Annotated in this window: 24 protein-coding genes, 1 CRISPR repeat array and 1 riboswitch; of the genes, 12 read left to right on the plus strand and 12 right to left on the minus strand. The window is 65.5% G+C overall.

Going from position 1 to position 24,104, the window contains the following annotated elements; translation table 11 throughout:
- Positions 1-145 precede the first annotated feature (145 nt).
- Positions 146-787, plus strand: coding sequence for a TetR/AcrR family transcriptional regulator (locus BLR77_RS15155; RefSeq protein WP_074679192.1), 642 nt, complete (start codon positions 146-148; stop codon positions 785-787).
- Positions 784-2,433 carry an acyl-CoA dehydrogenase family protein gene (locus BLR77_RS15160; protein WP_074679194.1) on the plus strand — a complete coding sequence of 550 codons (1,650 nt, stop codon included), beginning with the start codon at positions 784-786 and terminating at the stop codon, positions 2,431-2,433. Before BLR77_RS15155 ends, BLR77_RS15160 begins: the two co-directional genes overlap by 4 nt.
- An 84-nt stretch (positions 2,434-2,517) precedes the next feature.
- Positions 2,518-3,156: direct repeats of the CRISPR family, unit length 29 nt; unit sequence GTGTTCCCCGCGCCAGCGGGGATGAACCG.
- A 235-nt stretch (positions 3,157-3,391) separates the two neighbouring features.
- On the opposite strand, the gene BLR77_RS15165 is transcribed toward BLR77_RS15160, so the two are convergent.
- Positions 3,392-4,135 (minus strand): carbonic anhydrase, encoded by a 744-nt coding sequence (locus BLR77_RS15165; RefSeq protein WP_074679196.1) that lies wholly within the window; start codon positions 4,133-4,135, stop codon positions 3,392-3,394.
- Between the two features lie 326 nt (positions 4,136-4,461).
- Positions 4,462-4,663: riboswitch (cobalamin riboswitch) on the plus strand.
- A gap of 52 nt (positions 4,664-4,715) precedes the next feature.
- Between BLR77_RS15165 and BLR77_RS15170 the strand changes: the two genes are divergently transcribed.
- Positions 4,716-5,396 (plus strand): energy-coupling factor ABC transporter permease, encoded by a 681-nt coding sequence (locus BLR77_RS15170; RefSeq protein WP_074679198.1) that lies wholly within the window; start codon positions 4,716-4,718, stop codon positions 5,394-5,396.
- 9 nt (positions 5,397-5,405) lie between these two features.
- On the opposite strand, the gene BLR77_RS15175 is transcribed toward BLR77_RS15170, so the two are convergent.
- The gene (locus BLR77_RS15175) at positions 5,406-6,134 is read right to left on the minus strand and encodes a hypothetical protein (RefSeq protein WP_074679200.1); all 729 of its coding nucleotides are present in this window, start codon (positions 6,132-6,134) and stop codon (positions 5,406-5,408) included.
- Positions 6,135-6,261: 127 nt separating this feature from the next.
- On the opposite strand from BLR77_RS15175, the gene amn reads away from it, so the two are divergent.
- Positions 6,262-7,734: an AMP nucleosidase gene (gene amn, locus BLR77_RS15180; RefSeq protein ID WP_074679202.1), complete on the plus strand. Its 1,473-nt coding sequence runs from the start codon at positions 6,262-6,264 to the stop codon at positions 7,732-7,734.
- A gap of 103 nt (positions 7,735-7,837) precedes the next feature.
- Positions 7,838-8,647 (plus strand): hypothetical protein, encoded by an 810-nt coding sequence (locus BLR77_RS15185; protein ID WP_074679204.1) that lies wholly within the window; start codon positions 7,838-7,840, stop codon positions 8,645-8,647.
- A gap of 2 nt (positions 8,648-8,649) precedes the next feature.
- Here the strand turns inward: BLR77_RS15185 and BLR77_RS15190 are convergent, their stop codons facing one another.
- On the minus strand, positions 8,650-9,621 hold the full coding sequence (locus BLR77_RS15190; RefSeq protein ID WP_074679206.1) for a threonine dehydratase: 972 nt from the start codon (positions 9,619-9,621) through the stop codon (positions 8,650-8,652).
- Positions 9,622-9,701: 80 nt separating this feature from the next.
- On the opposite strand from BLR77_RS15190, the gene BLR77_RS15195 reads away from it, so the two are divergent.
- Entirely contained in the window at positions 9,702-11,045 is a 1,344-nt protein-coding gene (locus BLR77_RS15195; protein WP_074679208.1) for an aminotransferase-like domain-containing protein, read from the plus strand.
- A 255-nt stretch (positions 11,046-11,300) separates the two neighbouring features.
- Here the strand turns inward: BLR77_RS15195 and BLR77_RS15200 are convergent, their stop codons facing one another.
- Entirely contained in the window at positions 11,301-11,747 is a 447-nt protein-coding gene (locus BLR77_RS15200) for a GNAT family N-acetyltransferase (RefSeq protein WP_074679210.1), read from the minus strand.
- 61 nt (positions 11,748-11,808) lie between these two features.
- On the minus strand, positions 11,809-12,840 hold the full coding sequence (ahr, locus tag BLR77_RS15205; RefSeq protein ID WP_074679212.1) for an NADPH-dependent aldehyde reductase Ahr: 1,032 nt from the start codon (positions 12,838-12,840) through the stop codon (positions 11,809-11,811).
- Between the two features lie 122 nt (positions 12,841-12,962).
- Between ahr and BLR77_RS15210 the strand changes: the two genes are divergently transcribed.
- Positions 12,963-13,583, plus strand: a complete 621-nt coding sequence (locus tag BLR77_RS15210) for a pseudouridine synthase (protein WP_074679214.1) — start codon at positions 12,963-12,965, stop codon at positions 13,581-13,583.
- 217 nt (positions 13,584-13,800) lie between these two features.
- Here BLR77_RS15210 and BLR77_RS15220 read toward each other — a convergent pair whose 3' ends face one another.
- The 5 genes from BLR77_RS15220 to BLR77_RS15240 all read right to left on the minus strand — a co-directional run bounded on the left by BLR77_RS15220 (position 13,801) and on the right by BLR77_RS15240 (position 16,747).
- The gene (locus BLR77_RS15220; protein ID WP_074679218.1) at positions 13,801-14,193 is read right to left on the minus strand and encodes a globin; all 393 of its coding nucleotides are present in this window, start codon (positions 14,191-14,193) and stop codon (positions 13,801-13,803) included.
- An 83-nt stretch (positions 14,194-14,276) separates the two neighbouring features.
- Entirely contained in the window at positions 14,277-14,495 is a 219-nt protein-coding gene (locus BLR77_RS15225; RefSeq protein ID WP_074679220.1) for a DUF2788 domain-containing protein, read from the minus strand.
- Positions 14,496-14,585: 90 nt separating this feature from the next.
- The gene (locus BLR77_RS15230; protein WP_004424680.1) at positions 14,586-15,065 is read right to left on the minus strand and encodes an Lrp/AsnC family transcriptional regulator; all 480 of its coding nucleotides are present in this window, start codon (positions 15,063-15,065) and stop codon (positions 14,586-14,588) included.
- Between the two features lie 376 nt (positions 15,066-15,441).
- Positions 15,442-16,323, minus strand: a complete 882-nt coding sequence (locus tag BLR77_RS15235; protein ID WP_074679222.1) for a cation diffusion facilitator family transporter — start codon at positions 16,321-16,323, stop codon at positions 15,442-15,444.
- A 4-nt stretch (positions 16,324-16,327) separates the two neighbouring features.
- Positions 16,328-16,747, minus strand: coding sequence for a polyribonucleotide nucleotidyltransferase (locus BLR77_RS15240; protein ID WP_074679224.1), 420 nt, complete (start codon positions 16,745-16,747; stop codon positions 16,328-16,330).
- 131 nt (positions 16,748-16,878) lie between these two features.
- On the opposite strand from BLR77_RS15240, the gene hrpB reads away from it, so the two are divergent.
- Positions 16,879-19,413, plus strand: a complete 2,535-nt coding sequence (gene hrpB, locus BLR77_RS15245) for an ATP-dependent helicase HrpB (RefSeq protein ID WP_074679226.1) — start codon at positions 16,879-16,881, stop codon at positions 19,411-19,413.
- 7 nt (positions 19,414-19,420) lie between these two features.
- Positions 19,421-20,227, plus strand: coding sequence for a TlpA disulfide reductase family protein (locus tag BLR77_RS15250; RefSeq protein WP_074679227.1), 807 nt, complete (start codon positions 19,421-19,423; stop codon positions 20,225-20,227).
- Positions 20,228-20,231: 4 nt separating this feature from the next.
- Here the strand turns inward: BLR77_RS15250 and BLR77_RS15255 are convergent, their stop codons facing one another.
- Both BLR77_RS15255 and BLR77_RS15260 read right to left on the minus strand, forming a co-directional pair.
- Positions 20,232-20,966 carry a substrate-binding periplasmic protein gene (locus tag BLR77_RS15255; protein ID WP_074679229.1) on the minus strand — a complete coding sequence of 245 codons (735 nt, stop codon included), beginning with the start codon at positions 20,964-20,966 and terminating at the stop codon, positions 20,232-20,234.
- Positions 20,967-21,059: 93 nt separating this feature from the next.
- A complete protein-coding gene (locus BLR77_RS15260; RefSeq protein ID WP_074679231.1) occupies positions 21,060-22,151 on the minus strand; it encodes an endonuclease/exonuclease/phosphatase family protein in 1,092 nt (363 codons plus the stop codon).
- Positions 22,152-22,241: 90 nt separating this feature from the next.
- Here BLR77_RS15260 and BLR77_RS15265 point away from each other — a divergent pair, with 90 nt between their 5' ends.
- The 3 genes from BLR77_RS15265 to BLR77_RS15275 are packed head-to-tail and all read left to right on the plus strand — an operon-like array spanning position 22,242 to position 24,102.
- The gene (locus BLR77_RS15265) at positions 22,242-22,481 is read left to right on the plus strand and encodes a CDGSH iron-sulfur domain-containing protein (RefSeq protein ID WP_074679233.1); all 240 of its coding nucleotides are present in this window, start codon (positions 22,242-22,244) and stop codon (positions 22,479-22,481) included.
- 32 nt (positions 22,482-22,513) lie between these two features.
- On the plus strand, positions 22,514-23,359 hold the full coding sequence (locus BLR77_RS15270) for an SDR family oxidoreductase (protein ID WP_074679235.1): 846 nt from the start codon (positions 22,514-22,516) through the stop codon (positions 23,357-23,359).
- A complete protein-coding gene (locus tag BLR77_RS15275; protein ID WP_074679237.1) occupies positions 23,359-24,102 on the plus strand; it encodes a substrate-binding periplasmic protein in 744 nt (247 codons plus the stop codon). The genes BLR77_RS15270 and BLR77_RS15275 overlap by 1 nt, the downstream gene beginning before the upstream one ends.
- Positions 24,103-24,104: the final 2 nt, after the last annotated feature.

Consider the following 24,104-nt stretch of genomic DNA (forward strand, 5'->3'; position numbering starts at 1 on the left):
ATGATCGCCAGCAAGCTGGCTCATACAAGTGCAGCGTTGTACGAGCAACCTCATTCCCGATTCGGCGGCAGATTTGGCCGGATCGCCCCTTTAGCCATGATCTGAATCCTGATTCACTGCAAGCAAGTGAATCAGGATTCAGATCATGGCTTATCGCACCACCGAAGCCCGACTCGACCGCGACCAAGCGTTGCGCGCGCGTATTCTCGACTGCGCCTTGCTGCGGGTAGCCGAGGGCGGTTTCGCAGCCCTGACCATGCAGGCGCTGGCCGACGATGTCGGCATCGCCACCGGCAGCCTGTACCGCCACTTTCGCAGCAAGGGTGAACTGGCCGCCGAAGTTTTCGCCAGCGCCAGCCAACGTGAGGTGGATGCTCTTGCTGCCGCCTTGCGCGGACCGGGTAGCCCCAGTGAACGCCTGCGCGTCGGCCTCGAACAGTTCGCTGCCCGCGCCTGGCACAGCCGCCGTCTGGCCTTCGCGTTGATCGCCGAACCGGTCGATCCGCAAGTCGACGAGCAGCGCCTGCTCTATCGCGAGGCCTACGCCGAACTGTTCAGCGACCTGTTGGAGGAGGGCGCCGGTGCCGGCGAGTTTCGCGTCGAGCAGATCGGCCTGATGGCGGCCTGCCTGGTCGGCGCCATTGCCGAGGCCCTGGTCGGCCCGCTGTCGCCACCTGCTCGCGCCGCTCGCGAAGCGGGCCAACCCACGCTGGAGCTGGCGCAGGTCAGCGCCAGCCTTGCCACTTTCTGCCTGCGTGCCGTGGGCGCCAAGGAGTCAATCCGATGAAACCCAGTCTGCATGCCGAAACCCACGAGGTGTTCAACCAGGTGCCGAGCCTGGACGGCGCCAACCTCTATCGCCTCGACCTGCCGTTGCAGGAATGGATTCACCGTTACGGCGGCGCCTGGGCGGACGAGCGCCTGAGCGCCTATGGCGGCCTCGCAGGCGGCGCCTTGATGCAGGCCGGCTTTCTTGCCAACGAGAACAAACCGGTGTTCAAGAGCCACGATCGCTACGGCAACCGCATCGATCTGGTGGAGTTTCACCCGGCTTACCACGAGCTGATGCGCACGGCCGTCGAGCACGGCCTGCCGTCATTGCCCTGGGCGGACCCACGCGCCGGCGCCCATGTCGTTCGCGCCGGCCTGACCTACATGCACAGCCAGGCCGAGGCGGCCAGCGGTTGCCCGCTGACCATGACCTTCGCTGCCGTGCCCGCCATTCGCCTGCAGCCCAACGTGGCCGAGCAGTGGCTGCCGAAGATCCTCGCCACCGAGTACGACCCGCGCAACCTGCCGATGGAGCAGAAAGCCGGCGTGACCATCGGTATGGCCATGACCGAGAAGCAGGGTGGCACCGACGTGCGCGCCAACACCACCCGCGCCTATCCCATCGGCCTCGGCGGGCCGGGGCAGGGCTACGAACTGGTGGGCCACAAGTGGTTCTGCTCGGCGCCGATGTGCGACGCCTTCCTCACCCTGGCCTATACCGACAAGGGCCTGTCGTGTTTCCTGCTGCCACGTCACCGTCCGGACGGCACACGCAACGCGTTCTACATCCAGCGCCTGAAAAACAAGCTGGGCAATTGGGCCAACGCCTCCAGCGAGGTGGAATATCGCGGTGCCTTCGCCTGGATGCTCGGTGAGGAAGGGCGAGGTGTGCCGACCATCATCGAAATGGTGGCCATGACCCGCTTCGATTGCATGGTCGGTTCCAGCAGTCTGATGCGCCAGGCGCTGACCCAGGCCGCGCACCACTGCGCGCATCGCCAGGTCGGCGGCAAGATCCTCGCCGACCAGCCGTTGATGCAGAACGTGTTGGCCGACCTGGCGCTGGAGAGCGAAGCCGCGCTGGCGTTGTGCATGCGCATGGGCCGTGCGCTGGATCACGCGCATGACGAGCAGGAAGACAAGTTCGCCCGTCTGGTCACTGCCGTGGGCAAGTACTGGATCTGCAAGCGCGCGCCGGAAATGATCTACGAGGCCAGCGAATGCATGGGCGGCGCGGGCTACGTCGAGGAAACCATCATGCCGCGCCTGTACCGCGAGGCGCCGGTCAACTCGATCTGGGAGGGCTCAGGCAACGTGCAATGCCTGGACGTGCTGCGCGCTATGTCCAAGGAACCCGGTGTGCTCGATGCGCTGTTCGCCGAGCTGGGTGATGGCCACGGCGATACCCGCCTCAAGGCGCACATCCAGCGGCTCAAGGCAGATTTCGCTGACACAGCCGATATCCAGTACCGCGCCCGTCAGCTCACCGAGAACATGGCCGTGGCACTGCAGGCCAAGCTGTTGCTGGAGGCCGGCAACAGCGTGGTCAGCGACGCCTTTATTGCCAGCCGCCTGGAAGGGTGTGGCCGCGTCTACGGCACCCTGCCGCGCGGTGTCGACGTCGAGGCACTGCTGGCGCGCAGCACACCGAATCTGCTTTGATGCAAGGGCGATCTTTAACAAGGCAAAGTTGGTAGATTTTTAGCGCCCGATTTTTCCTTTTAGGAACAATTGGTTACGCTAAGTGTGTTCCCCGCGCCAGCGGGGATGAACCGCCGTCACGGTCTTTACTGATGGCTTCAATGCCGTGTTCCCCGCGCCAGCGGGGATGAACCGCCCGCGCTTGGCGGGCTTATCGGGATAGTTCTGTGTTCCCCGCGCCAGCGGGGATGAACCGGCCGCGTAACATGACCGAAATTCTAGACCCTCGTGTTCCCCGCGCCAGCGGGGATGAACCGCTGACCGGTCAGGGTTAACGCCCTGGTGCCTGGTGTTCCCCGCGCCAGCGGGGATGAACCGACCCAGTATTCCAGGCCTGGCTGGCCGAGCAAGTGTTCCCCGCGCCAGCGGGGATGAACCGACCCTGCGCAGCGGTGTCGAGCGCCGCAATATGTGTTCCCCGCGCCAGCGGGGATGAACCGTCGCTTTCGGTCATCGCGTCGCACCAGCCAACGTGTTCCCCGCGCCAGCGGGGATGAACCGCAGGCGGATTCCAGCTTAGCCCGGAACCGCAAGTGTTCCCCGCGCCAGCGGGGATGAACCGGAAGCCGTGCAGTTCGGCGAGTCCATCGTGGTGTGTTCCCCGCGCCAGCGGGGATGAACCGTCCGCCTTGCCGCGCACGAACAGTTCGCCGCGGTGTTCCCCGCGCCAGCGGGGATGAACCGTCTTCTGGCTCGATGGCTACCCACGACTTGCAGTGTTCCCCGCGCCAGGGGGATGAACCGTTATTGCAGTCCACCAGGGCGAAAATCGGCATGTGTTCCCCGCGCCAGCGGGGATGAACCGGTCGTAGGGTTATGCCCCTCGACAGCGGCAATGTGTCCCCGCGTCAGCGGGGATGAAGTGCTCTGGATGACGAGTTGGGGGGATGCGCCGGCCATCCAGCCGGCGCCTCAGGGGTCAGTCGTCGCTCTCCAGCACTTCACGGCCGTTGAGCGCCTGGATCGGGCGGGCGTTCTTCGCGTACAGGTGCTGGAACTGCGCCAGTTGTTCGTGGGACAGCTCGACCGGCTGTTTGAGTACGCGCCATTGCACGTTCTCGCTGCACGGCGGGGTGGTCAGTGAGCCGGCGAAGGCGTAGTAACCCTGTTGCTGTGGCAGTACGGTTTGCGGAGCGAAGCTGCCTGTCAGCTCGACTTTGTCGCCCGGCTTGTCCGGCATGGCATTGAACACGGACTCCAGTGCCTGGTTTTTCTCGCCTTCCTTGAACAGCACAGCCACTACCGCCAGACGGCCATCCGTAGTCTGGTGGACGAAGTGAGCCACCATCGGGAAGCCCTTGCCTGCAATGTGCTCTTCGCTGGGTGTATGGAAATGAAATTGCACCAGTCGATAAGGCTTGCCATCGATCTCGATACCGCCAGCGTTGCTCAGATTCACCTGGACGGTGTGACCGTTATTCACCACTTCGGCTGAGCCAGCCTGGTAGTTGAAGGCGATGCGAGGCAGCGATGCGCGCGTCGCCTGGCTGATGTCGATCGGCGATTGGGCATGGCCGAGCGCACAGGTTTCGTAGCCTGGGTCCAACTGAGCCCAGTGTTCGGGGCCTTCCTTGCCTTTGTAGCTCCAGTGCGGTTGCTGTTCGGCCGCCATGGCGGCGGTTGTGAACAGAGCAGTCAACGCAACGATCAGGGTCTTCTTCATGTGCGCTCTCGTTACTGGATGATGGATCTGCAGGCTCGCGTGGCCAGCAGCCGGCGCGAGTGCAGAGAGATTACGTAGGGTTTGTAATAAAAAGTTACATCTACCTGAGTGTGCTGTGACGCATCACCCATTTGCGGCAACTTCGGCTGCGTTCAAGACAGCATCCGTTCAGGTGCTGAGGATGTCTGGCAGCTGAGAGCATCTCGGGGGCGTTGCGCAGCCTGAGGCGTATAGGTGGCAGGCCCGGATTTTTGCCGAGGGACATCACCCAGCACGGAGGTGGGCGGTGCCTTGAGCGTGAGCACTGTTCTTTGCCTGAGCTGCGGAGTAAGGTTGCCGCCGATGGTTCCGCCCGCCTTGGCGCGTGTGGATGAAAAGGGAACAGGGTGCGGCGTACGTCGCCAATGCCCTGGCTGCCCCCGCAACTGTAAGCGGCGAACGATGCCCTGATGCCACTGACTGCGGTCGGGAAGGCGGGCGAAGTATCAAGCCGTGAGCCAGGAGACCTGCCATCGACAACGGGCGCTTCGCCCACCCTTCATCCGAATCGTCGCGCGGTGGGCGCGGCAAAGGAACTCGCATGCATATCGAACCCGGTGTCGTCGAAGGCGCCAAGATCCTTCTCAGCTACGCAACGGCCGTCACTGCCTTCGGCCTGACCGCCAAACTCGCCCTGGACAGTGCACGCAACAACGGTGGTGTCGCTGCTCTGGCGTTACGCAGCCTGCTGACCACCGGCCTGGTGTTCTGCTTCTTTGAAGTCTTTCCGCACCATCCGGTGGGCGTTTCCGAGGTGCACCTGATCCTCGGTTCTACTCTGTTGCTGCTGTTCGGCACTGGTGCTACTGCCATCGGCCTGGCGGCAGGCCTGCTGTTGCAGGGGCTGCTGTTCGCCCAGTTCGATCTGCCGCAGTACGGCATGAACGTAACCACGCTGCTGATCCCGCTGTGGGGCATCAGCCTGCTGGCCAAGCGCATCGTCGCGCCGGGTACCGCCTACGTCGATCTCTCCTACAAGCAGGCGCTGGCGCTGTCGACCGCTTATCAGGGCGGCATCGTCGCCTGGGTCGCGTTCTGGGCCTTCTACGGTCACGGCTTCTCCAGCGAGAACCTGGCAGCCGTGGGCAGTTTCGGCCTGGCCTACATGAGCGTGATCCTGATCGAGCCGCTGATCGACCTGGGCGTGCTGGCCGGGGCCAAGGCGCTGTCGCGCTTCAGCCAGGGGCCGCTGTTCAACGTGCGTCTGCATCAGCCGGCCTGAGCCGGTCACTCAGCGGCGGCGCTGCCAGATCATCTGGCCGGTATTGCTCTCGGTGATCAGGTACGGGTCGCTGAAGCGGTAGTAGGCGGCGGGTTGATAGTCGGCGGCGCCTGCCAGGCGCACCATCAGCATGCCGTCCTGACTGCGCCAGTGGCCGCTGTACTGCACCTCGCCGGGGCTGTCGTAGCTCCAGTCGCTGCCGCCGCCGACCGAGCGAGTCCATTGCGTGACGCTGCCATCGGCGTTCAGTTGCAGGGTCAGCAGGGTATTGAACGAGGCGAAACTGGCGCCACCACTGTCGATGATCTTCTCGTGCATCCAGATGCCAATCAGCGCCGGGTCCTGACCGCCTGCAGCAGACGGCGTCGCCGCCGTTGCTGCCGCCTCGCGCTGGAATAGCACCTGGCGTTCCAGAACCTCGCCGTTGCGTGGATCGCGCGCGGCAATGCTGGTATTGAGCATGGCGTTGGCATAGGTGGCGTTCATGTTGGCCAGCAGCAGGCCGGACTGCGGGTCGCTGATCTCGGCGCGCAACAGCGTGCCATCGTAGCTGCCTCTGACGATCAGGCGCAGGCGCTTGTTCTCCACGTACTCGCCTTCCACTAAGGCGTCGTTCTGGCGCAGGATCAGCTCGCTCGGCTGGCCGTCGAGCGTGGCCCGGTAGTGGCCATCGAGTTCACCGGCGCGAGCGCTTGAGCATGAGGCTATGACCAACAGCAGAACGATTGCACGAGGCATGATGGTGACCTCTGACGAACTGATCCAAGCCTAGTCGTTGGCAGCGACAGGCGAGGCCTGTCGCGCTATGTTTTCGTCACCGTATGCAGGCAAGATAGGGGCGTACGTTCAGTCAGGAAGATGCGCTGTGAAAGCCTGCTCAGATGATTTCATCATTGCCCACACCCCCGAAGAGGCGGTCGACCGTCTCGCCGCCCTGCATCAGGAAGCCACCGGTGCTCTGGGACACGCGCTCAAGCGTTACCTCAAGGAGCGCATTCGCCCGGATGCCAGCGAGCACTGCCTGTTCCGCTACCCCGAACTGCGCCTGACCTACCTGTGCCAGGGCGAGGTGCCGACCACCGTGCGTGCCTACGCCAAGGTGCAGGTGCCGGGCACCTATGCCATCACCGTGACCCAGCCGGCGGCCTTCCGCAAATACCTGCTGGAGCAGCTGCGCCCGCTGATGAACGATTTCACCTTGCGTGTGGAAGTCGGCCGTAGCCAGCAGAACATTCCCTATCCCTACGTGGTCGAGGGCGGCGACGAGCTGGCCGGCAGTGGCGTGACCGCCGCCGAGCTGGCACGGGTATTCCCCAGCACCGACCTGTCCGCTGCCACCGACGGCACCGCCGATGGCCTGTACGACTGGGAAAACATCGACCCGTTGCCGCTGGCGCTGTTCGATGCGGCGCGTACCGATTTCTCGCTCAAGCGCATCCAGCACTACACCGGCAGCGATTGGCGCCATGTACAACCGTGGATCCTGCTGACCAACTACCACCGCTACGTCGACCAGTTCATCCGCCACGGTCTGGACATGCTGGTGGGCGACTCGCGTTTCACCCGCATGGTGCTGCCGGGCAACGTGGTGATCGAGCGCGGCATGGCCGAAGGCGAGATGCAGGCGATCATCGAGAATGTGGTCTGGCACCGCTACCAGATGCCGGCCTACCACCTGCAGGCCGAGGACGGCCACGGCGTCACCCTGGTCAACATCGGCGTCGGTCCGTCCAACGCCAAGAACATCACCGACCACCTGGCCGTACTGCGCCCGCATTGCTGGCTGATGATCGGCCACTGCGGTGGCTTGCGCCAATCGCAGACCATCGGCGACTACGTGCTGGCTCATGCCTACATGCGCCGCGACGGCATTCTCGACCGTGTGCTGCCGCCGAACATTCCATTGCCGGCGCTGGCCGAAGTGCAGCAGGCGCTGCAGGAGGCCGCCAAGCTGGTCACCGGCGAGCAGGGCGATGAGTTGAAGAAGCGCCTGCGCACCGGCACCGTACTGACTTACGACGACCGCAACTGGGAACTGCGCTGGGCGCAGGAACGGCCGTTGATCAACCTGTCGCGCGCGGTGGCGGTGGACATGGAGAGCGGCACCATCGCAGCCCAGGGTTACCGTTTGCGGGTGCCCTACGGCACGCTGCTGTGCGTGTCGGACAAACCCCTGCACAGCGAGATCAAGCTGCCCGGCGCGGCCGGCGCCTTCTACGAGCGTGCCGTGACCCAGCATCTGCACATCGGCATTGCCGCGTTGGAACTGATGCGCAGCCAGCTCAATTCGTTGCATTCGCGCAAGTTGCGCAGCTTCGACGAACCGCCGTTCCGTTAAACACGGGGGCGTGGCCTGGCGCACAGTCCGGTCACGCCCTGGCGGTCCTCATCGGCGCTTTGGTTTAGACTCGCGCCCGTCATGGATGAACGAGGCAATACGCATGGAACAGGCGCGTTTACTGCTCACCACGTTGTGGGAACCCTTCAGCTTATTCAGTCTTTTCCTGCACATCGGCCTGGCCCTGGTGCTGGGTGCGGTCGCCGGCCTTTTGTTGGCGCTCAAGCTGCAGCGGCTGGGCTGGCTGGCGCGCAACAAGCGTTGGCACCACTGGTTGCTCAAGCTCTACTTTCTGCTGTTGCCCCTGGCCGGAGGTTTTCTCGGTTTCCAGGGCGGGCTGTTGTACGGCAGCCAGCAGCAGATCAATCGCCATCTCGACAGCTATGCGCCTTTGGTGCAGGAACTCGCCGATGACATCTGGAGCGACTTCCAGGCCTATGTCGAGGCGCAGGACGAGCAGGCCCTGCTGGCGATGCGCGACAGCAGCGTGCAGGCCGTGCTCAACCAGATGGCCCTGGACTATCTACGCAGCGAGCGACTGCTGGAAGCTGACGCGCGCGCCGAGGCATCGACCTCGGAACGCATTGCCTTCGATCTGCTCGACCGGCTGCGCGCCAGCTTGCTGGGCAAGGCCATTGGTGAGCTGGCGGTAGAGAAAACCGCGCGCTACAGCGGGCTCAACGAGAAGGTGCTGACCCAGGTGCTGGATGCGCGTGTCGAGCAACTGTTCCAGGCCGAGTTCCTCCTCGGGCTGCTCAAGCGGCAGATCGGTCATGTCTTCAAACCGTTCTATATCGCGCTGCTGATCCAGCTCGGATTGCTGCTGGCACTGATCGCGGCGGAGTGGGGTGTGTCGCGCTGGTTGCGGCAGACGCCCAGCCGCCTGCTCATCGAGCCGGTGCCGTCGGCCTGATTTCAGGCAGCGGCCGGGGCCTCGTCGCGCAGCAGTTCGGCCAGCGCCAGGCGGTCGATATTGGCGCCGCTGAGCACAACGGCCACGCGCTGGCCGGCGTTGCGTTCGCGCTCCTGCATCAGCGCGGCCAACGCCGCCGCACCGGCGCCTTCGGCGAGGTTGTGGGTATCTTCGTGATAGGTGCGGATGGCAGCGCGAATTGCTTGGTCGTCGACTCGTACGATGCGCGCGGCGCCGGCGCGGATCATGTCCAGCGCCAGTTGCTGTGGCTGGCGACAGGCCATGCCATCGGCCAGGGTGTCGGCGCGTTCGGTCTGTACCAGTAGGCCTTGCTCGAAACTCTGTGCATAGGCATCGGCACCGCTGGCGACCACGCCGACGATCTCGGTGTCGAGGCCGAGCAGGTCGCGGGTGCGGATCATCCCGCAGATGCCCGAGCCTAGGCCGATGGGCACGTAGACCCGGCGCAAATCCCGTACGGCCTCGAACAGCTCCAGGGCGTAGGTGGCCACGCCGCGCACCAGGTCCTCGTGCAGTGACGGCACCCAGTGCAGGCCGTCGCGTTCGGCCAGGCGCGCCGCTTCGGCGCGGGCTTCGTCGAAATCGCGGCCGTGCTCGATCACCTCGGCGCCGAGGGCGCGCATCGCCGCGTTCTTCTCGCGGGCGTTGCCGTGCGGCACCAGGATGCGGATCGCCAGGCCGGCCTGGCGCGCGGCCAGTGCCAGGCTTTGACCGTGGTTGCCGCGGGTGGCGGTGACCAGCCCGCGCACCTGCGGCTCGCGGCGCAGCAGGGCGTCGATATAGACCAGCCCACCGCGCACCTTGAAGGCGGCGGTAGGCGCGTGGTTCTCGTGCTTGACCCACACCTCGCAGCCCAGCCGCTGGGCCAGCAGCGGCCAGGCCAGTTGCGGCGTGGGCGCCATATGGCGGTGAACCAGTTCAGCGCTCTGACGCAGTTGGGCGAGATCGAACATGAGGCGTGCTCCGGGTGGCGTTGACCCCGATGCTAGTGCGGTGCATTGTATGGGTAAATCTTTATATTGCATGGCAAACAATGTGGCTTCCTGATCTTCAAGACAGCTCTCTGCCGACTTACCTGGCGCTGGTCGAGGCCATCGCCACGGCCATCGGCTGCGGTGAGCTCAAGCCCGGGGAACGCCTGCCGCCGCAGCGCCGCCTGGCCTGGACGCTGGGCATCAACCCGAGCACGGTGATGCTCGCCTATCGCGAGGCGGCGCGTCGCCATCTGGTCTCCGGCGAGGTCGGGCGCGGCACCTACGTGCTCGCCGGCAGCCGTGAGGCGAGCCTGTTCCGTCTCAAGCAGCCGGCCGCGCAGGGCGAGCTGATCGACCTGTCGACCAACGTGCCGGTACACGACCCGGATAACCGTGATCTATCCGCCAGCCTCGCCGCCCTGGCGGCCCGTGGCGAGCTGGATGTGCTGCAGGCCTACCCATCGGCAGCGTTGGTCGAGCGGGCGCACCTGACCGGCGCCAGCTGGCTGCGCCGTCGTGGCCTGGAGCTGGCGCCGGGTGGTCTGCTGCTTTGCGCAGGCGCCCAGCAGGGCGTGTCGGCGGCGCTGCTGGCACTGTGCGAGGCTGGCGAGCCGATTCTGGTGGAGCGCTACACCGCGCCGGGGATCAAGGCCGCCGCGCGCCAGTTGCGCCTGCCGCTGCATGCTGTGGCGATGGACGAGCACGGCATCCTGCCCGATGAGCTCGACCGTCAGGCGCGTGCCACCGGTGCTCGCGTGGCGGTACTCACGCCCTGTCTGCAGAATCCCACCGGCGCCAGTCTGGACGCCGAGCGCCGCGAAGCCATTGCCGAGGTGGCCCGGCGGCGTGGGTTGTGGATCGTGGAGGACGATGTCTATGGCGTGCTCGGCAGCGAGGCGCCGCTGGCGGTGCGGCTTCCTGAGCGCTGCCTGCTGATCAGCAGCCTGTCCAAGAGCGTCGCGCCTGGGTTGCGCCTGGGCTTTATCGCGGGTGCACCGGAGTTGCTTGAACGCATCGATCCCGAGGCCCAGGCCACACGCTGGGCGGTGACACCACTGAGCCTGGCGCTGGCCTGTGAATGGGTCGAAAGCGGTGTCGCCGAACAGCGCCTGGCCTGGCAGATCGAGGAGCTGCAGCAGCGCTGGCGCCTGGCTGCGCGCGTGCTCGGGCCACGCATGCCCCAGGGCAGGGCGGTGGCGCCGCACCTGTGGCTGGACGGGGCGACGCCTGCCGGCCTGGCCGAGGCCTGTCGGCAGCATGGCGTGGAGGTGGTACCTGCCGAGGTATTCGCGGTCGAGGCCAATCCGGGGCACGCCGTGCGCGTCAGCCTCGCGGCGGCCGCCAGCCGGGTCGAACTGAAGCGCGCATTGGAGGGGATCGTCGCGGCCTGGCCTATCGGCTAGCAGGCCTTAGAAAAACGTAGGCGACGACTGCATGGATGCAGGAGGTAGAGTGAAGCAGGAAGCCCGAGCCGAGGCAGCCAGTGCAATACCGATGGCGGCCCCGCAAAAACAGGCGAGGAACGGTCGGAGTCGCGCTCGACTTAAATGAGCATTACTCGCTTCGCTCGCCCCTTTGGGGCCGCACTAACGTGCGTTAGTCACAAGCGGCTTTCCGAGCCTGCTTTTAAAGCAGCAATGGCAACGCAGGTAGTTTTTCTACGGTCTGCTGAGCGTCATATGCAGGATAGGAAACGGCCGCCCGCCGCCATCGAGGGCTGAGCGATCGCTCACCACGAAACCCAGATGCTGGTAGAAGCCCACGGCCTGCGGGTTCTGCTCGTTGACGTCGACGCGCGTGGCGCCCAGCTCGTCGATGGCATGGTGCATCAGCCTTCTGCCCACGCCCTGGCCGTGGCTGGCCGGGTCGACGAAGAGCATTTCCACCATGCCTTCTGCGCTGCCGAGAAAACCCAGGATCAGCCCCGCTTCGTCTCGTGCGCAGGTCAGTTGCACGGCCGGGAAATACTGCTCGCGCAGCAGCGGCTTGATCACCTGCAGATCGCTTTCCGGCAGGAAGTGGTGCGTGGCGCGCACGGCGGCTTCCCAGATTTCCACCAGGGTGGGCAGGTCGGCGGTGGTGGGGGTATCGAGGGTTAGCGGCATGGCAATCAGTGTTCGCGGAGAAAGCGGGGGCGCAGAGCATGCCAGCTCCGCGCCCGTGCTGTCATTTACTGGCGTCCAGTACCACGCGATAGCGCGCCTTGCCGCTGCGCAAGTGGTCGATGGCCTCGTTCACCTGGCTCATGGGGAAGTGTTCGACCTGCGGCAGGATCTGGTGGCGCGCGCAGAATTCGAGCATGGTTGCCATGCTTGATGGCGAGCCCACCGGCGAGCCGGACAGGCTCTTCTGTTGCGGGATCAGGTTGAACACGTGCACCGGGATGGCGCTCGGCACGATGCCGACGAAGTGCAGCCGGCCCTTGCCGCGCAGGGTGCCGAGCAGGGCGATCCAGTCGAGGTCGGCGCTGGCGGTGACCAGGAGGAAATCCAGGCTGCCGGCAATCGCCTTCATCGCCGCGCTGTCGGTGGAGGCCACCACCTTGTGCGCGCCCAGACGCTTGGCTTCGTCCTGCTTGTTCAGCGAGGAGGTAAACGCCGTCACCTCGCAGCCCCAGGCGTTGAGAAAACGCAGCGCCAGGTGGCCAAGACCGCCGATACCGACCACGCCGACGCGGTCCGTCGGCTTGATATCGAACTCCAGCAGCGGGCTGAACACCGTGGAGCCAGCGCAGAACAACGGGCCCACCAGCGCCGGCTCGAGCCCTTCAGGCAGCGGCACGGCCCAGGCCCAGTGCGAGCGCAGGCGGTCGGCGAAACCACCGTGGCTGCCGACGATGGTCGGTTTCACCGAACGGCACAGTTGGTGCGAGCCTTCCATGCACGAGCCGCAGTGCATGCAACTGCCCTTGTACCAGCCGATGCCGACCCGTTGGTCCAGCTTGAGGCCGCGTGCCTGCTCGCCAAGGCGGACGATGGTGCCGACCACTTCATGGCCGGGGATGAAGGGGTAGCGCGCATTGCCCCACTCGTTGTCGATCATCGACTGGTCGGAGTGGCAGATGCCGCAATACTCAACCGCCACTTCCACCTCTTCGGCACCCAGCGGGCCGGGGTCATAGCTCAGTCGCTCCAGCGGTGCCCTGGGGGCGGTGGCGGCCCAGCCGCTGAAGGTGGCGAGTTCGGCGCTGTTGCTCATCGGTGGCTCCTGAATGCAGGGGTGAATCAGCAGCTTAGTCGGTCTGGCTGGGCGTGGAAGCACCATCAGCGCCGCTTATCGTGAGTTACACTGCGCGGCCCAGTGCCACCGAAGTCAGTTGCATGTCACGCCCTCGTCCGCCCGCCAATCGCCGTCCTGCAGCCCCGCGCCGCGTGGTCAAGGCGCCGCCTGCGCAGCCGCGCCTGCTGGTATTGAACAAGCCGTTCGACGTGCTCACCCAGTTCAACGATGACCAGGGCCGCGCCACGCTCAAGGATTTCGTCGACGTGCCGGGCGTCTATCCGGCCGGACGCCTGGATCGTGACAGCGAGGGGCTATTGCTGCTGACCAATGACGGTCGCCTGCAGGCGCGTATCGCCGACCCTAAACACAAGCTGCCGAAGACCTATTGGGTGCAGGTGGAGGGCGAGCCAAGCGATGAGCAGCTGCGGCAGTTGCGCGATGGCGTGACGCTCAATGACGGCCCGACCCTGCCGGCCGAAGCGCGAAGGCTGGACGAGCCCGAGCTGTGGGAGCGCAACCCGCCGGTACGCTTTCGCAAGAGCGTGCCGACGGCCTGGCTGGAGCTGGTGATTCGCGAGGGGCGCAATCGTCAGGTGCGGCGCATGACCGCCGCCGTCGGCCTGCCGACCCTGCGCCTGGTACGCGTGGCCATCGGCCCCTGGCGTCTGGACGGATTGCAGCCCGGTCAGTGGCGTGAGGTGCCGGCGTTATTGCCATAGGGAGCGTCATTGCAGGCGAAGTGGGTGCGCACGGCGCACCCTACGGCCGGCGTTGTCCCTGTAGGGCGCGCCGCGCGCACCAGGGTTACGCCGATAGTCCCCGTGTCGCCGCTGGACGGGTATAGGGGGAGAACGGCGGCGGCCGCGGTGATCAGTGAGGCGCACGGCGCAGCGGACGTTTTGTCGCAGGGCCGGAGCCCTGGCGACATGACCTGAGTCAATAACCGGCCTTGATCACGGCGATACCTTTGTTCAGCACTTCACGCCAGGCCTGGCGCACGTCTGCGTCGCACTCCTTGTCGTGTTCGCTGATGGTCAGCAGCAGCGCGTCGAGCCACAGGTCGTAGAGTTCGGGGCGAATGTCCAGGTGCTGGCGCGAGTGCGATTCGCCGAGGGCGCGCAGCTTGGTGTCGGGCATGCCGCGCGCGTGCATCACCAGGTTGAGAATGCCCTGGCGCAGCAGCTGCTTTTGCGCGCCCATGTCGGTGTCGACGAACTTCTCGCGGATCAGCGGCGAGCTGGCGAGGAAGTGGCGGTAGAAACTGTCGAAGAAATCGGGGCTGGCGCAGCAGCGTCCATAGCTCTGCATCACCAGATTGGCGGCGCTCATGTGTAACTCCTTGAGTAGGCGGCAGGTCGCATCGAGACGATGGCCGGGAGGCGATCAGATGTAGCGCAGGTTACTGCGGTCGTTCAACCGTGAATGTCGCGCGCGGTCTCGATGATGTAAGTGATGATCGGCTTGGCGAGGAAGGCGAACAGACACAGGCCCAGGCCGAGGAACAGGATGGCGGTGCCGAGGCGACCCGCCTTGGACTTCTTCGCGAGGTCCCAGATGATGAAGAACATGAACAGCATCAGGCCGCCCACCAGGACGTACATCATCAGGGCTTCAAATTGTTCGGTTTCCATGGTGCCTCATGATTCGGACGGAAAACGCAGGGCGGGAATTATACGCGCCCTGACCTGAAGCGCGGCATGATCCGCTTCACCCTGCGACTTTCAGTCGCGCAGGTGCTGCAAGGGCAGCTGCGTGCTGGAGAGAATCTGCTGCAGCACGAAGCTCGAACGCACGCTGGAAACGCCGTCGATACGGGTCAGGGTGCCGAGCAGCAGCTTCTGGTAATGATCCATGTCCGGTACCACCACCTTGAGCTGGTAGTCGGCGTCCATCCCGGTCACCAGGCAGCACTCCAGCACTTCGGGACACTTGCGGATCTCGTCCTGGAAGTGTTCGAAGCGCTCGGGTGTATGCCGGTCCATGCCGATCAGCACGTAGGCAGTCAGGCTCAGGCCAAGCTTCTTGCGGTCGAGCAGGGCGACCTGGCCAGTGATGTAGCCGTCGTCTTCCAGCTGCTTGACCCGACGCGAGCAAGGCGAGGGCGAGAGGCCAATGCGCTCGGCGAGCTCCTGGTTGGACAGGGCAGCGTTGCGCTGCAATTCGGCGAGAATGTTCAGGTCGTAACGGTCGAGTTTGTCCATTTTTTAACTGACTCATTATTGGATTGCGCTAGATAGTGCTCCTTTAGTTGTTAATTGCGCAATTGGTAAGTTTGTAAGCAATCTTAGCAATCTTATTTCGGCGCGGCAGGCGTAAGCTTTCTCTCAGTTTCACGGCCCGGACGACAAGTCCTACCGGCCTCGCCCAACCAGGTGAGCCGGCGCCGACGGTCCTACCGGATCGCACCGGCACCCGGGTCCGCACTGCCCAACCAGGCGGGCGACGAAAGCGGCGACAGCATCGCCAGCACCGGACAGATTTCCCGAGGGGGCCGCAAGGCCCCTTTTTTATTGCCTGGAAATTCTGTTGGAGGCCCGTGGGCTTTGGCGATTTTCGAGAGGCAGCGGGGCGTTGTGGTCAGTGCCGGACCACTTCCTGCGGGTCGGCATGCACCAGCACTTCGGCGCGGGGGTAGTACCCATGGATTGCCTGCTCCACCGCCACGCAGTGAGCATGGGCCTGCGACAGGCTCATCTCGCCCGGCAGCTCCAGATGCAGCTGGACGAACCAACGTGTGCCGGAGATGCGTGTACGCAGATCGTGCGCGCCGAGAACGCCCGGCACCGAGGTGGCCAGCTGGTACATGTGCTGGGTGGTCTCGCCGGGCAGCTCCTCGTCCATCAGCACGGCAATGGCGCCGCGAACGATGCTGATAGCGCTCCAGAAGATGTAGAAGGCGATGCCGATGGCGAAGATCGCATCCATCTGCAGCCAGCCGAAGTGGGTCAGCAGCAGGGCGATCAGAATGCTGCTGTTGAGCAGGATGTCGGAGCGGTAGTGCAGCGAATCCGCATGGATGGCGGTGGAACCGGTTTCGCGCACCACCTTGCGCTGGAAGATGAGCAGGGCGACGGTCAGCGCCAGTGACAGCAGCATGACGGCGATGCCGATGCCCCCGGCCTCCAACGGCTGTGGCGACTGCAGGCGCTCGATGCCCTGCAGGCCGATGAGGAGGGCGCTGACGCCGATGAACAGCGCCTGCCCTAGCCCGGCCAGGGCTTCGGCCTTGCCGTGGCCGTAGCGGTGATCCTCGTCCGCTGGGCGCAGGGCGAAGTGCACGGCGATCAGGTTGATCAGCGAGGCGGCGCTATCGAGCAGCGAGTCGGTGAGGCCGGCCAGCAGGCTGACCGAACCGCTCAACCACCAGGCAATCGCCTTGGCCAGCACCAGGGTCAGCGCCACGCTGAGCGCTGCCCGGGTGGCCAGGCGCATCAGCCTGGCGTGCTGCGGGTCATGCATGGATTCAGGCAGCCGGACGCAGGCCGTAGGCAGCCAGTTGTTCGGCGCTGCCGCTGTGCTGGATCAGGCGTGGATCGTCCAGCGGCAGCTGGTGGCCGGTGCTGGTTTCGATCAGGGTCTTGAGTGCGTACTGGTCGACCTTGCCGTCTTCGCCGATCAGTTGCTTGAGCTGCTGCGGATCGACCTGAGCGGTCTGGCCTTCGGGCAGGTAGATGGCGCCAGTGGCGAAGTCGATGGCGAAGGCGATCAGGCCAGGAATCACGTAGAACAGGATGCCGATGGCGTTGGCCCCGGCGATCACCGGGTCGATCCGGCCTTCGATCTGGCCGCGGCGATCCGGGTAGAAGATCGAGCCGCAAGCGGTCAGCTGAGTGAACAGGGTTGCGGCGACAACGCCGGCGATAACTCGGGATTTCGTGCGCATCGAGCACCTCCATGGAAAAAAGTGGCGCAACTATAGCAAGGCGATGATTGCAAAACTGCTGTCCGCTGCTTATGACTCGCGGGGCCTCTGGCAGTTCGCCGTTATAATCGCCGGCTTGTTGTGGAGATACCATGAACGACCTGCCGATCGACGCCCTGTTACCCGCCCTGCGCGATGCCTTGAGCGCCCGCCACGAAGTGGTGCTGGAGGCGCCGCCCGGTGCCGGCAAGACCACCCGCGTACCGCTGGCATTGCTCGATGCGCCCTGGCTGGCCGGGCAGAGCATTGTCATGCTCGAGCCACGCCGTCTGGCCGCCCGTGCCGCGGCCGAGCGCCTGGCCAGCGAGCTGGGCGAACGGGTGGGCGAGACGGTTGGCTATCGCATTCGCCTGGACAGCAAGGTGGGGCCGAACACGCGCATCGAGGTGGTCACCGAAGGCATCCTCGCCCGCCGCCTGCAGGATGATCCGGCGCTGGACGGTGTCGGTCTGGTGATCTTCGATGAATTCCACGAACGCAGTCTCGACGCCGATCTGGCCCTGGCCCTGACGCTCAACGGCCGTGCCATGTTCCGCGGTGCGGACAGTGGCGAGGCGCCGCTCAAGGTGCTGCTGATGTCAGCGACCCTCGAAGGCGAGCGCCTGGCCGCGCTGCTTGGCGAGGCGCCGGTGCTGCGCAGCGAAGGGCGCATGTTCCCGGTGGATATCCGCTGGGGCGCGCCGTTTCAGGCGGGGGAATGGATCGAGCCGCGTGTGCTGCAGACGGTGCAGCAGGCGCTGGCCGACGAGCCCGGTAGCCTGCTGGTGTTCCTGCCCGGGCAGGCCGAGATCCGCCGCGTCGCCGAGCAACTGGGCGAGGCACTGACCGGCCGCGACGACGTCCTGCTCTGCCCGCTGCATGGCGAACTGGATCTGGCCGCCCAACGCGCGGCCATCGAGCCGGCGCCAGCGGGCCAGCGCAAGGTGGTGCTGGCCACCAATATCGCCGAGACCAGCCTGACCATCGACGGCGTGCGCGTGGTCATCGACGCCGGCCTGGCGCGGGTGCCGCGCTTCGATCCGGCCAGCGGCATGACCCGCCTCGATACCCAGCGCATCTCCCGCGCCTCCGCCACCCAGCGCGCCGGCCGCGCTGGACGCTTGGCGCCCGGCGTCTGCTACCGGCTGTGGTCGCAGGCGCAGCACGAGCAACTCAGCGCTTATTCCAGCGCGGAAATCCTCCAGGCCGATCTCGCCGGGCTGGCCCTGCAACTGCTGCGCTGGGGCGTGACACCGCAGGAGCTGGCTTGGCTCGACGTACCGCCGTCGGCCGCCTACGCCCAGGCGCTGGATCTACTCGGTCGCCTGGGCGCCCTCGACCCACGTGGTGCGCTCAATGCCCACGGCCAGGCCATGGCCGAGCTGCCGAGCCACCCACGCATCGCCCATCTGCTGTTGCGTGGCCAGGCGCTGGGGCTGGGCACCCTGGCTTGCGATCTGGCGGCGCTGCTGTCCGAGCGCGACATATTGCGTGGCGCTGGTGCCGATCTGCACAGTCGCCTGGCCCTGCTTGGCGGCGAAAGCCGCGCTGGGCGTTCGGCGCAAAGTGGCATACAGCGCGCCCGACAACTGGCGCGGCAGTTCAACGGCCTGCTCAAGGGGCGGCCGGTGAGCCAGGCGGTGAGCGACGCTGAACACCCGCGCTGGCTCGGCTGCCTGCTGGCTTTCGCCTACCCGGATCGCATCGCCCAGCAGCGCCGCGCCGGTGGCGCCGACTACCGGCTGGCCAATGGGCGTGCTGCGCAGTTCGGCGAAACCGATGCCCTGATGAAGCACGAATGGCTGGTGGTGGCCGACCTGGGCAGTCGCCAGGGCCAGCGCGAGGAGCGCATCTACCTGGCCGCCGACCTCGACCCGGTGTTGTTCGAACGCGAGCTGGCCGAGCAGGTCGAGACGCTGGACGTGCTCGACTGGGACGAGCGCGAAGGCGTGCTGCGCGCCGAACGCCAGCGCAAGGTCGGCGAGCTGGTGCTGGAACGCCAGGCGCTGGCTGCATTGGACGAGCAGGCGCGCTGCCGTGCGCTGGTCGGCCTGGTGCGGCGCAAGGGGCTGGAGTTGCTGCCCTGGACGCCCGAGTTGCGTCAGTGGCAGGCGCGCGTGGCGCTGCTGCGCGAGTTGGACCTGCAGCAACAGGGGCAGAGCGAATGGCCGGACCTGTCCGATGCTGCGCTGCTGGCCAGCCTCGAGCAGTGGCTGACGCCATTCCTGGGCAAGGTCAATCGCCTCAGTCACTTTGCCAACCTCGACCTGCCAGCGATCCTGCAGACCCTGCTGCCCTGGCCGTTGCCACAGCGGCTGGATGAGCTGGCGCCGCGCACGCTGAGCGTGCCGTCCGGCTCGCGCATCGCCATCGACTACACGGAGCACCCGCCGGTACTCGCCGTGCGCCTGCAGGAGTTGTTCGGTTTGGCCGCGACGCCGCGCATCGCCGGTGGCCGCCTCGGCCTCAAACTGCACCTGTTATCGCCGGCGCGTCGCCCGGTGCAGGTGACCCAGGACCTGGCCAGCTTCTGGGCCAATACCTACCTGGACGTAAAAAAGGATCTCAAGGGGCGTTATCCCAAGCATTATTGGCCGGACGACCCGCTGATTGCCGAACCCACCGCGCGGGCCAAGCCGAGAAAATGAGAAGTCGATGCTGACCCTGAACGTCGGGCCGCTGGCCCTTGGTGTATCCCATGTGCTGCTGTTTGGCAGTCTGTTGCTGGCGACGTTGGTCGGTTGGCTGATCGGTCGTCGTCACGGCTGCAATCCGGAAAGTCAGTTGTTTCGCATGCTCATGCTGGGGCTGCTGGTGGCGCGGCTGGCGTTCGTGCTGGTGTATGCCGGGTACTACCGCGATGAGCCGTGGCGAGTGGTGGATATTCGCGATGGGGGCTTCATCGCCTGGCCGGGTGTGCTCGCGGGGCTTGCGCTGGGCGCCTGGTATCTCTGGCGCCAGGCGCAACTGCGGCGGCCGTTGGGCGTGGCGATGGGTGTCGGCCTGGCGCTGTGGCTGGGCGGCAGTCTGATGTTGCATGCGCTGGAGCAGGGCACGCGGTTGCCTGATCTACAGGTGCGGGATATGCAGGGCAATCCGGTGAACCTGCGTGACTACGCCGGCCAGCCGCTGGTGATCAACCTGTGGGCCACCTGGTGCCCGCCATGTCGGCGCGAGATGCCGGTGTTGATGCAGGCGCAGCAGCGTGAGGCTGCTATCACCATCCTGTTCGTCAATCAGGGGGAAAGTGCCGCGTTGGTGGGTGACTTCCTCGCCGCGCAGCAACTGAGTCTGGACAACCTGCTGCTCGACGAGCAGGTACAACTGGGTCAGTTGGTAGGCTCGCGGGCGTTACCTACCACGCTGTTCTACGACGCCGAGGGCCGGCAGGTCGGCAGTCATCTGGGCGAGCTGTCGCATGCCAGCCTGGAGCGGGCGCTGGCCCGATTGCGGGGCGATTGAAGCGTCAATACAGCCATAGCTCCTCGCCGGCATCCAGCAACTGCTGATACACCCGATCCAGATCATCGCGCAGTCGCTCGGCATCGGGCGCGCGGCGGGAGTAGATCAGCCGCAGCGGCAGGCGCTGCACTTCGACGAAGGGCAGTTCGCCCATGCCCAGTGTGCGCTTGGCCTGTTCGACGGGGGCGCGATAGTCCAGCAGGTAGTCGGCGCGTCGACGCTGAAGCATTTCCAGGGCCGAGGTGTGGCTGCGGGTGCGGTGATGGATGATGTTGCGCGCCGGGTCTTCCAGCCATTGATTGACGTCCTGCCAGTAGCTGTAGCCGGTGATCAGGATCACCCCGCGATCATGCAGGTCGTCTGGAATGATCGGGGCCGGGGTGTCGAGGCGAAAGTACAGGTTGAGGGTGATCTCACCCAGCAGGTGCTTGCCTTCGAGGGTGTGCTCGGCCAGCTCCGGCTTGCCTGAGGCGCCGGCCCAGATCTGTATGCTGCCGTCGAGCAGGCCGCTATAGAGCCGAGCGCCAGGGTAGGCGCGAAAGTCGGCCTGATAGCCTGCTTCATCGAGCAGGCGGGCGGTCAGCTCCAGGCCTGAGCCACTGGGCTGGCCTTGCGCGTCGGTATAGGAATAGGGCGGGAACTCGTAGTAACCCACGTAAATGCGTTGCCTGGCCTCGGCAGCGTGGGCAGCCTGCAGCCATAGCAGGGCGATGAGTATCAGGCAGAAGCGTCTTGGCATCCGGTCATTGCGGCTCTGCGCCGTCTTGTCGTTATTGGCTGGTGCCCTGCGAGCATGGACAAGTCGTGATGGACTTGTCCAGTCTCGCCCCGGTTATTCCCCGCTGGGCAGAAAGAAGCGACCTATGACCGGCAGGTGGTCGGAGATGGCCAGGGTGTCGTGTTGGCGCACCTGGCTGGCGAAGGGCGTCAGGCGAGGGCTATAGAACAGGTAGTCGAGGGTGCGGTCCGGGCCGCTGGCGGCCGGATCATTGGGGTAATGGGTGTACCACCTGGCCTGCTCGTCACCGCTGGCCTGCTGCAGGCTGGGGATCATCGGGTAGCGACGGGCCAGGTCCTGCAGTTCGCTGTCGGCGGCGTACCAGCTGCGCTGGTTCTCTGGCAGATGCTGGAACTGGCCGGGCGGCAGCAGGTTGAGATCGCCACCCAGCACCCAGGTCTTGTCGGCGCTTTGCAGTTGCTGGAGCAGGTCGTCGGTCATTTGCACCTGGCGCTGCATGGTGTCTGCGCCCTGAGCGAAGGCATCGAAATGGGTGTTGATCGCCACCAGCTCGTCGCCACCGCGAATCGGCAGATGACTGACCAGCAGGGCGCGCTTGAGCTGGAATTGCCGGCTCAGCGGGTCGCTTTCGAGCATGGGCAGTTGCAGGCGTTCGGCGCGGGCGATCTGGAAGCGGCTGAGGGTGCCGAGCTTCATGCCGACGCTGCCGAGAATGCGCGGATGTGGAACGAAACCGGCCTTCCAGTAGAACGCCTGGGTGCTGCAGGGGTAAAGGTCGCTCAGGCGTGCCTGCAGCAGGGCCAGCTGATCCTGGTAGTCGCTGGCCTTGGCGTTATCGTGCAGCTCTTGTAGCAGCACCAGGTCCGGTTGCTCGTCACGCAGCACGCGCACCACCTCATCCAGCGTCAGTGCCAGGTCCTCGCTGCTCGGGCGCTCGTCCGGGCCATCGCCGCCGGGCAGGTCGTACCAGAATACATGGCGCTTGCCGGCCAGGTACTGCACGTTCCAGGTCATCACCTTGAGCGCCTGGCCGGGCTGCAGCTGCGCCGCTTGCCCGCTGCATGACACGGCTGCCTCCTCCTGCGGGAGCGGGCGCCAGGTCAGGCTGTAGACCAGCGCGATCAGCACGGCGAGCAATGACAGCACAATGAGCAGGAGCAGACGAAGCGGGCGGGGCAGGGACATGGCGAAACGGGCGGCTATGCTGGAAGGAGGCGAGGATACCTGACTGTGGCCTGTCGGCCCAGGCATGCGGGAACCTGCCGGGAGGTTGCGATGAACCAGCCGCTGATCGCCCAGCGTGGCCCCTACGCGGTGGATGTCGAGGCCGGGCGGGATTATTTCTGGTGCCGTTGCGGGTGCAGCGCCAGCCAGCCATTGTGCGATGGCAGCCACAAGGGCAGCGGGCTGACGCCTCAGAAGTACCATGCCGAGCGCGCCGAACGGGTATTTTTCTGTGGCTGCAAGCACACAGCCACGCCGCCCTGTTGCGATGGCAGCCATAACAGGTTGTAGTGTCGCCGAGGCCAGGGCAGCGGGAGCAACGCATGTATCGCAAGGTATTCGCCAACAAGGTGTTCGACCGCAAGGTTGTACTCATCACGGGAGGTTGTGCCGGTATCGGTCGCGCCCTGGCGATGCGCCTGGCCCAGGCTGGTGCGCGCCTGGTGATTCTCGATCTGCAGCAGGCGTCGCTGGACAGTCTGGTGCAGCACCTGGCCGATCATCACAACGCCGAGGCTCTGGGGCTGCTCTGCGACGTGGCGGACGCCGAGGCGGTGCAGCGCGCGGTGGCGCTGGCGGTGGAGCGTTTCGGTGGTATCGATGTGCTGGTCAACAATGCCGGTATCACTCATCGCAGCACCTTCGCCGAGACCAGTCTGGAAGTCTTCCAGCGGGTCATGGCGGTCAACTATTTCGGCGCGCTCTACTGTACGCAGGCCGCGCTGCCCAGCCTGATTGCCCGGGGCGGGCAGATCATCGTGCTCAGCTCGCTATCGGGCATCGCGCCCTTGCTCTATCGCAGCGCCTACAACGCCAGCAAGCATGCGCTGCACGGCTTGTTCGAGACGCTGCGCTTTGAGCTCAAGGGCTCGGGTGTGAACGTGATGCTGGTGTGCCCCGGTTTTACCGCCACCGACCTGCGCAAGAACGCCCTGGTCGGTGACGGCTCGGTGGCCGCTCAACCACCCTTGGCGATGGGCAAGGTGGCTTCGCCGCAGGATGTCGCCGAGGCCATCTACCGTGGGGCGCTCAAACGCCGGCGTCTGCTGGTGTTGTCCAACGTCGATTGGCGCGCCCGGGTGCTGGCGCGCTTCTTCCCGAGGCTGTTCGAACGGGTGCTGCTACCGCGGCTTTCCGGGTTGCGGCCGCAGGGCTCGGGGCGCAATTGATGCGTCTCTGGCTGCTCGCACTGCTGATCCTGGCGCCTCTGTGCAGGGCCGGCGAAGGCCAACCCTTGAGGGTGATGACCGACCTCTGGCCGCCGTTTCGCATGGAAGACGAGAACGGCCAGTTGCAGGGGCTGGATATCGATCTGCTGGCCGAACTGTCACGGCGCACCGGGCTGCGTTTCGACGTGGAGCGGGCGCCCTGGGCGAGAGGTCTGGCTGCGCTGGAGCAGGGCAAGGCTGACCTGATGACCGGGCTGGCCAGGACGGCTGAGCGTGAGCGCTACATCCAGTATCTGGATGCGCCGTACTACGCCTGCTCGCCGCGCTTCTACGCCAATCCGGCGCTGGCCACGCGCCTGGACGACTATGGGAAGCTTCGCGGGCTGCGCATCGGCCATGTGCGGGAGTCGGTGTACTTCCAGCCATTCGATGGCGATCAGGCGTTAAACAAGGTCGGGGTCAGTAACGAGAGCCAGTTACTGGAGATGCTCGCGCGCGGTCGTATCGACGTACTGGTGGGCACCGACTGCCAGGTCGACTACGCCTTGCTTACCCCTGAACTGGGCGGGCGCATCGTCAAGGCGGCCTACCGTCCCGAGACTCGCACCGAACTCTATATCGGCTTTTCCCGTCAGCGCCTGGACCGCTTGCCACAACTTGCGGCCGCGCTCGAGGCGCTGCTCCGCGAGGGCTGGGTAGCGCGAGCGGCGCGGCGCTATCAGACGGTGGTGGCGCATCAGTAGCA

The organism is Ectopseudomonas alcaliphila, assembly GCF_900101755.1.
Lineage (GTDB): Bacteria > Pseudomonadota > Gammaproteobacteria > Pseudomonadales > Pseudomonadaceae > Aquipseudomonas > Aquipseudomonas alcaliphila.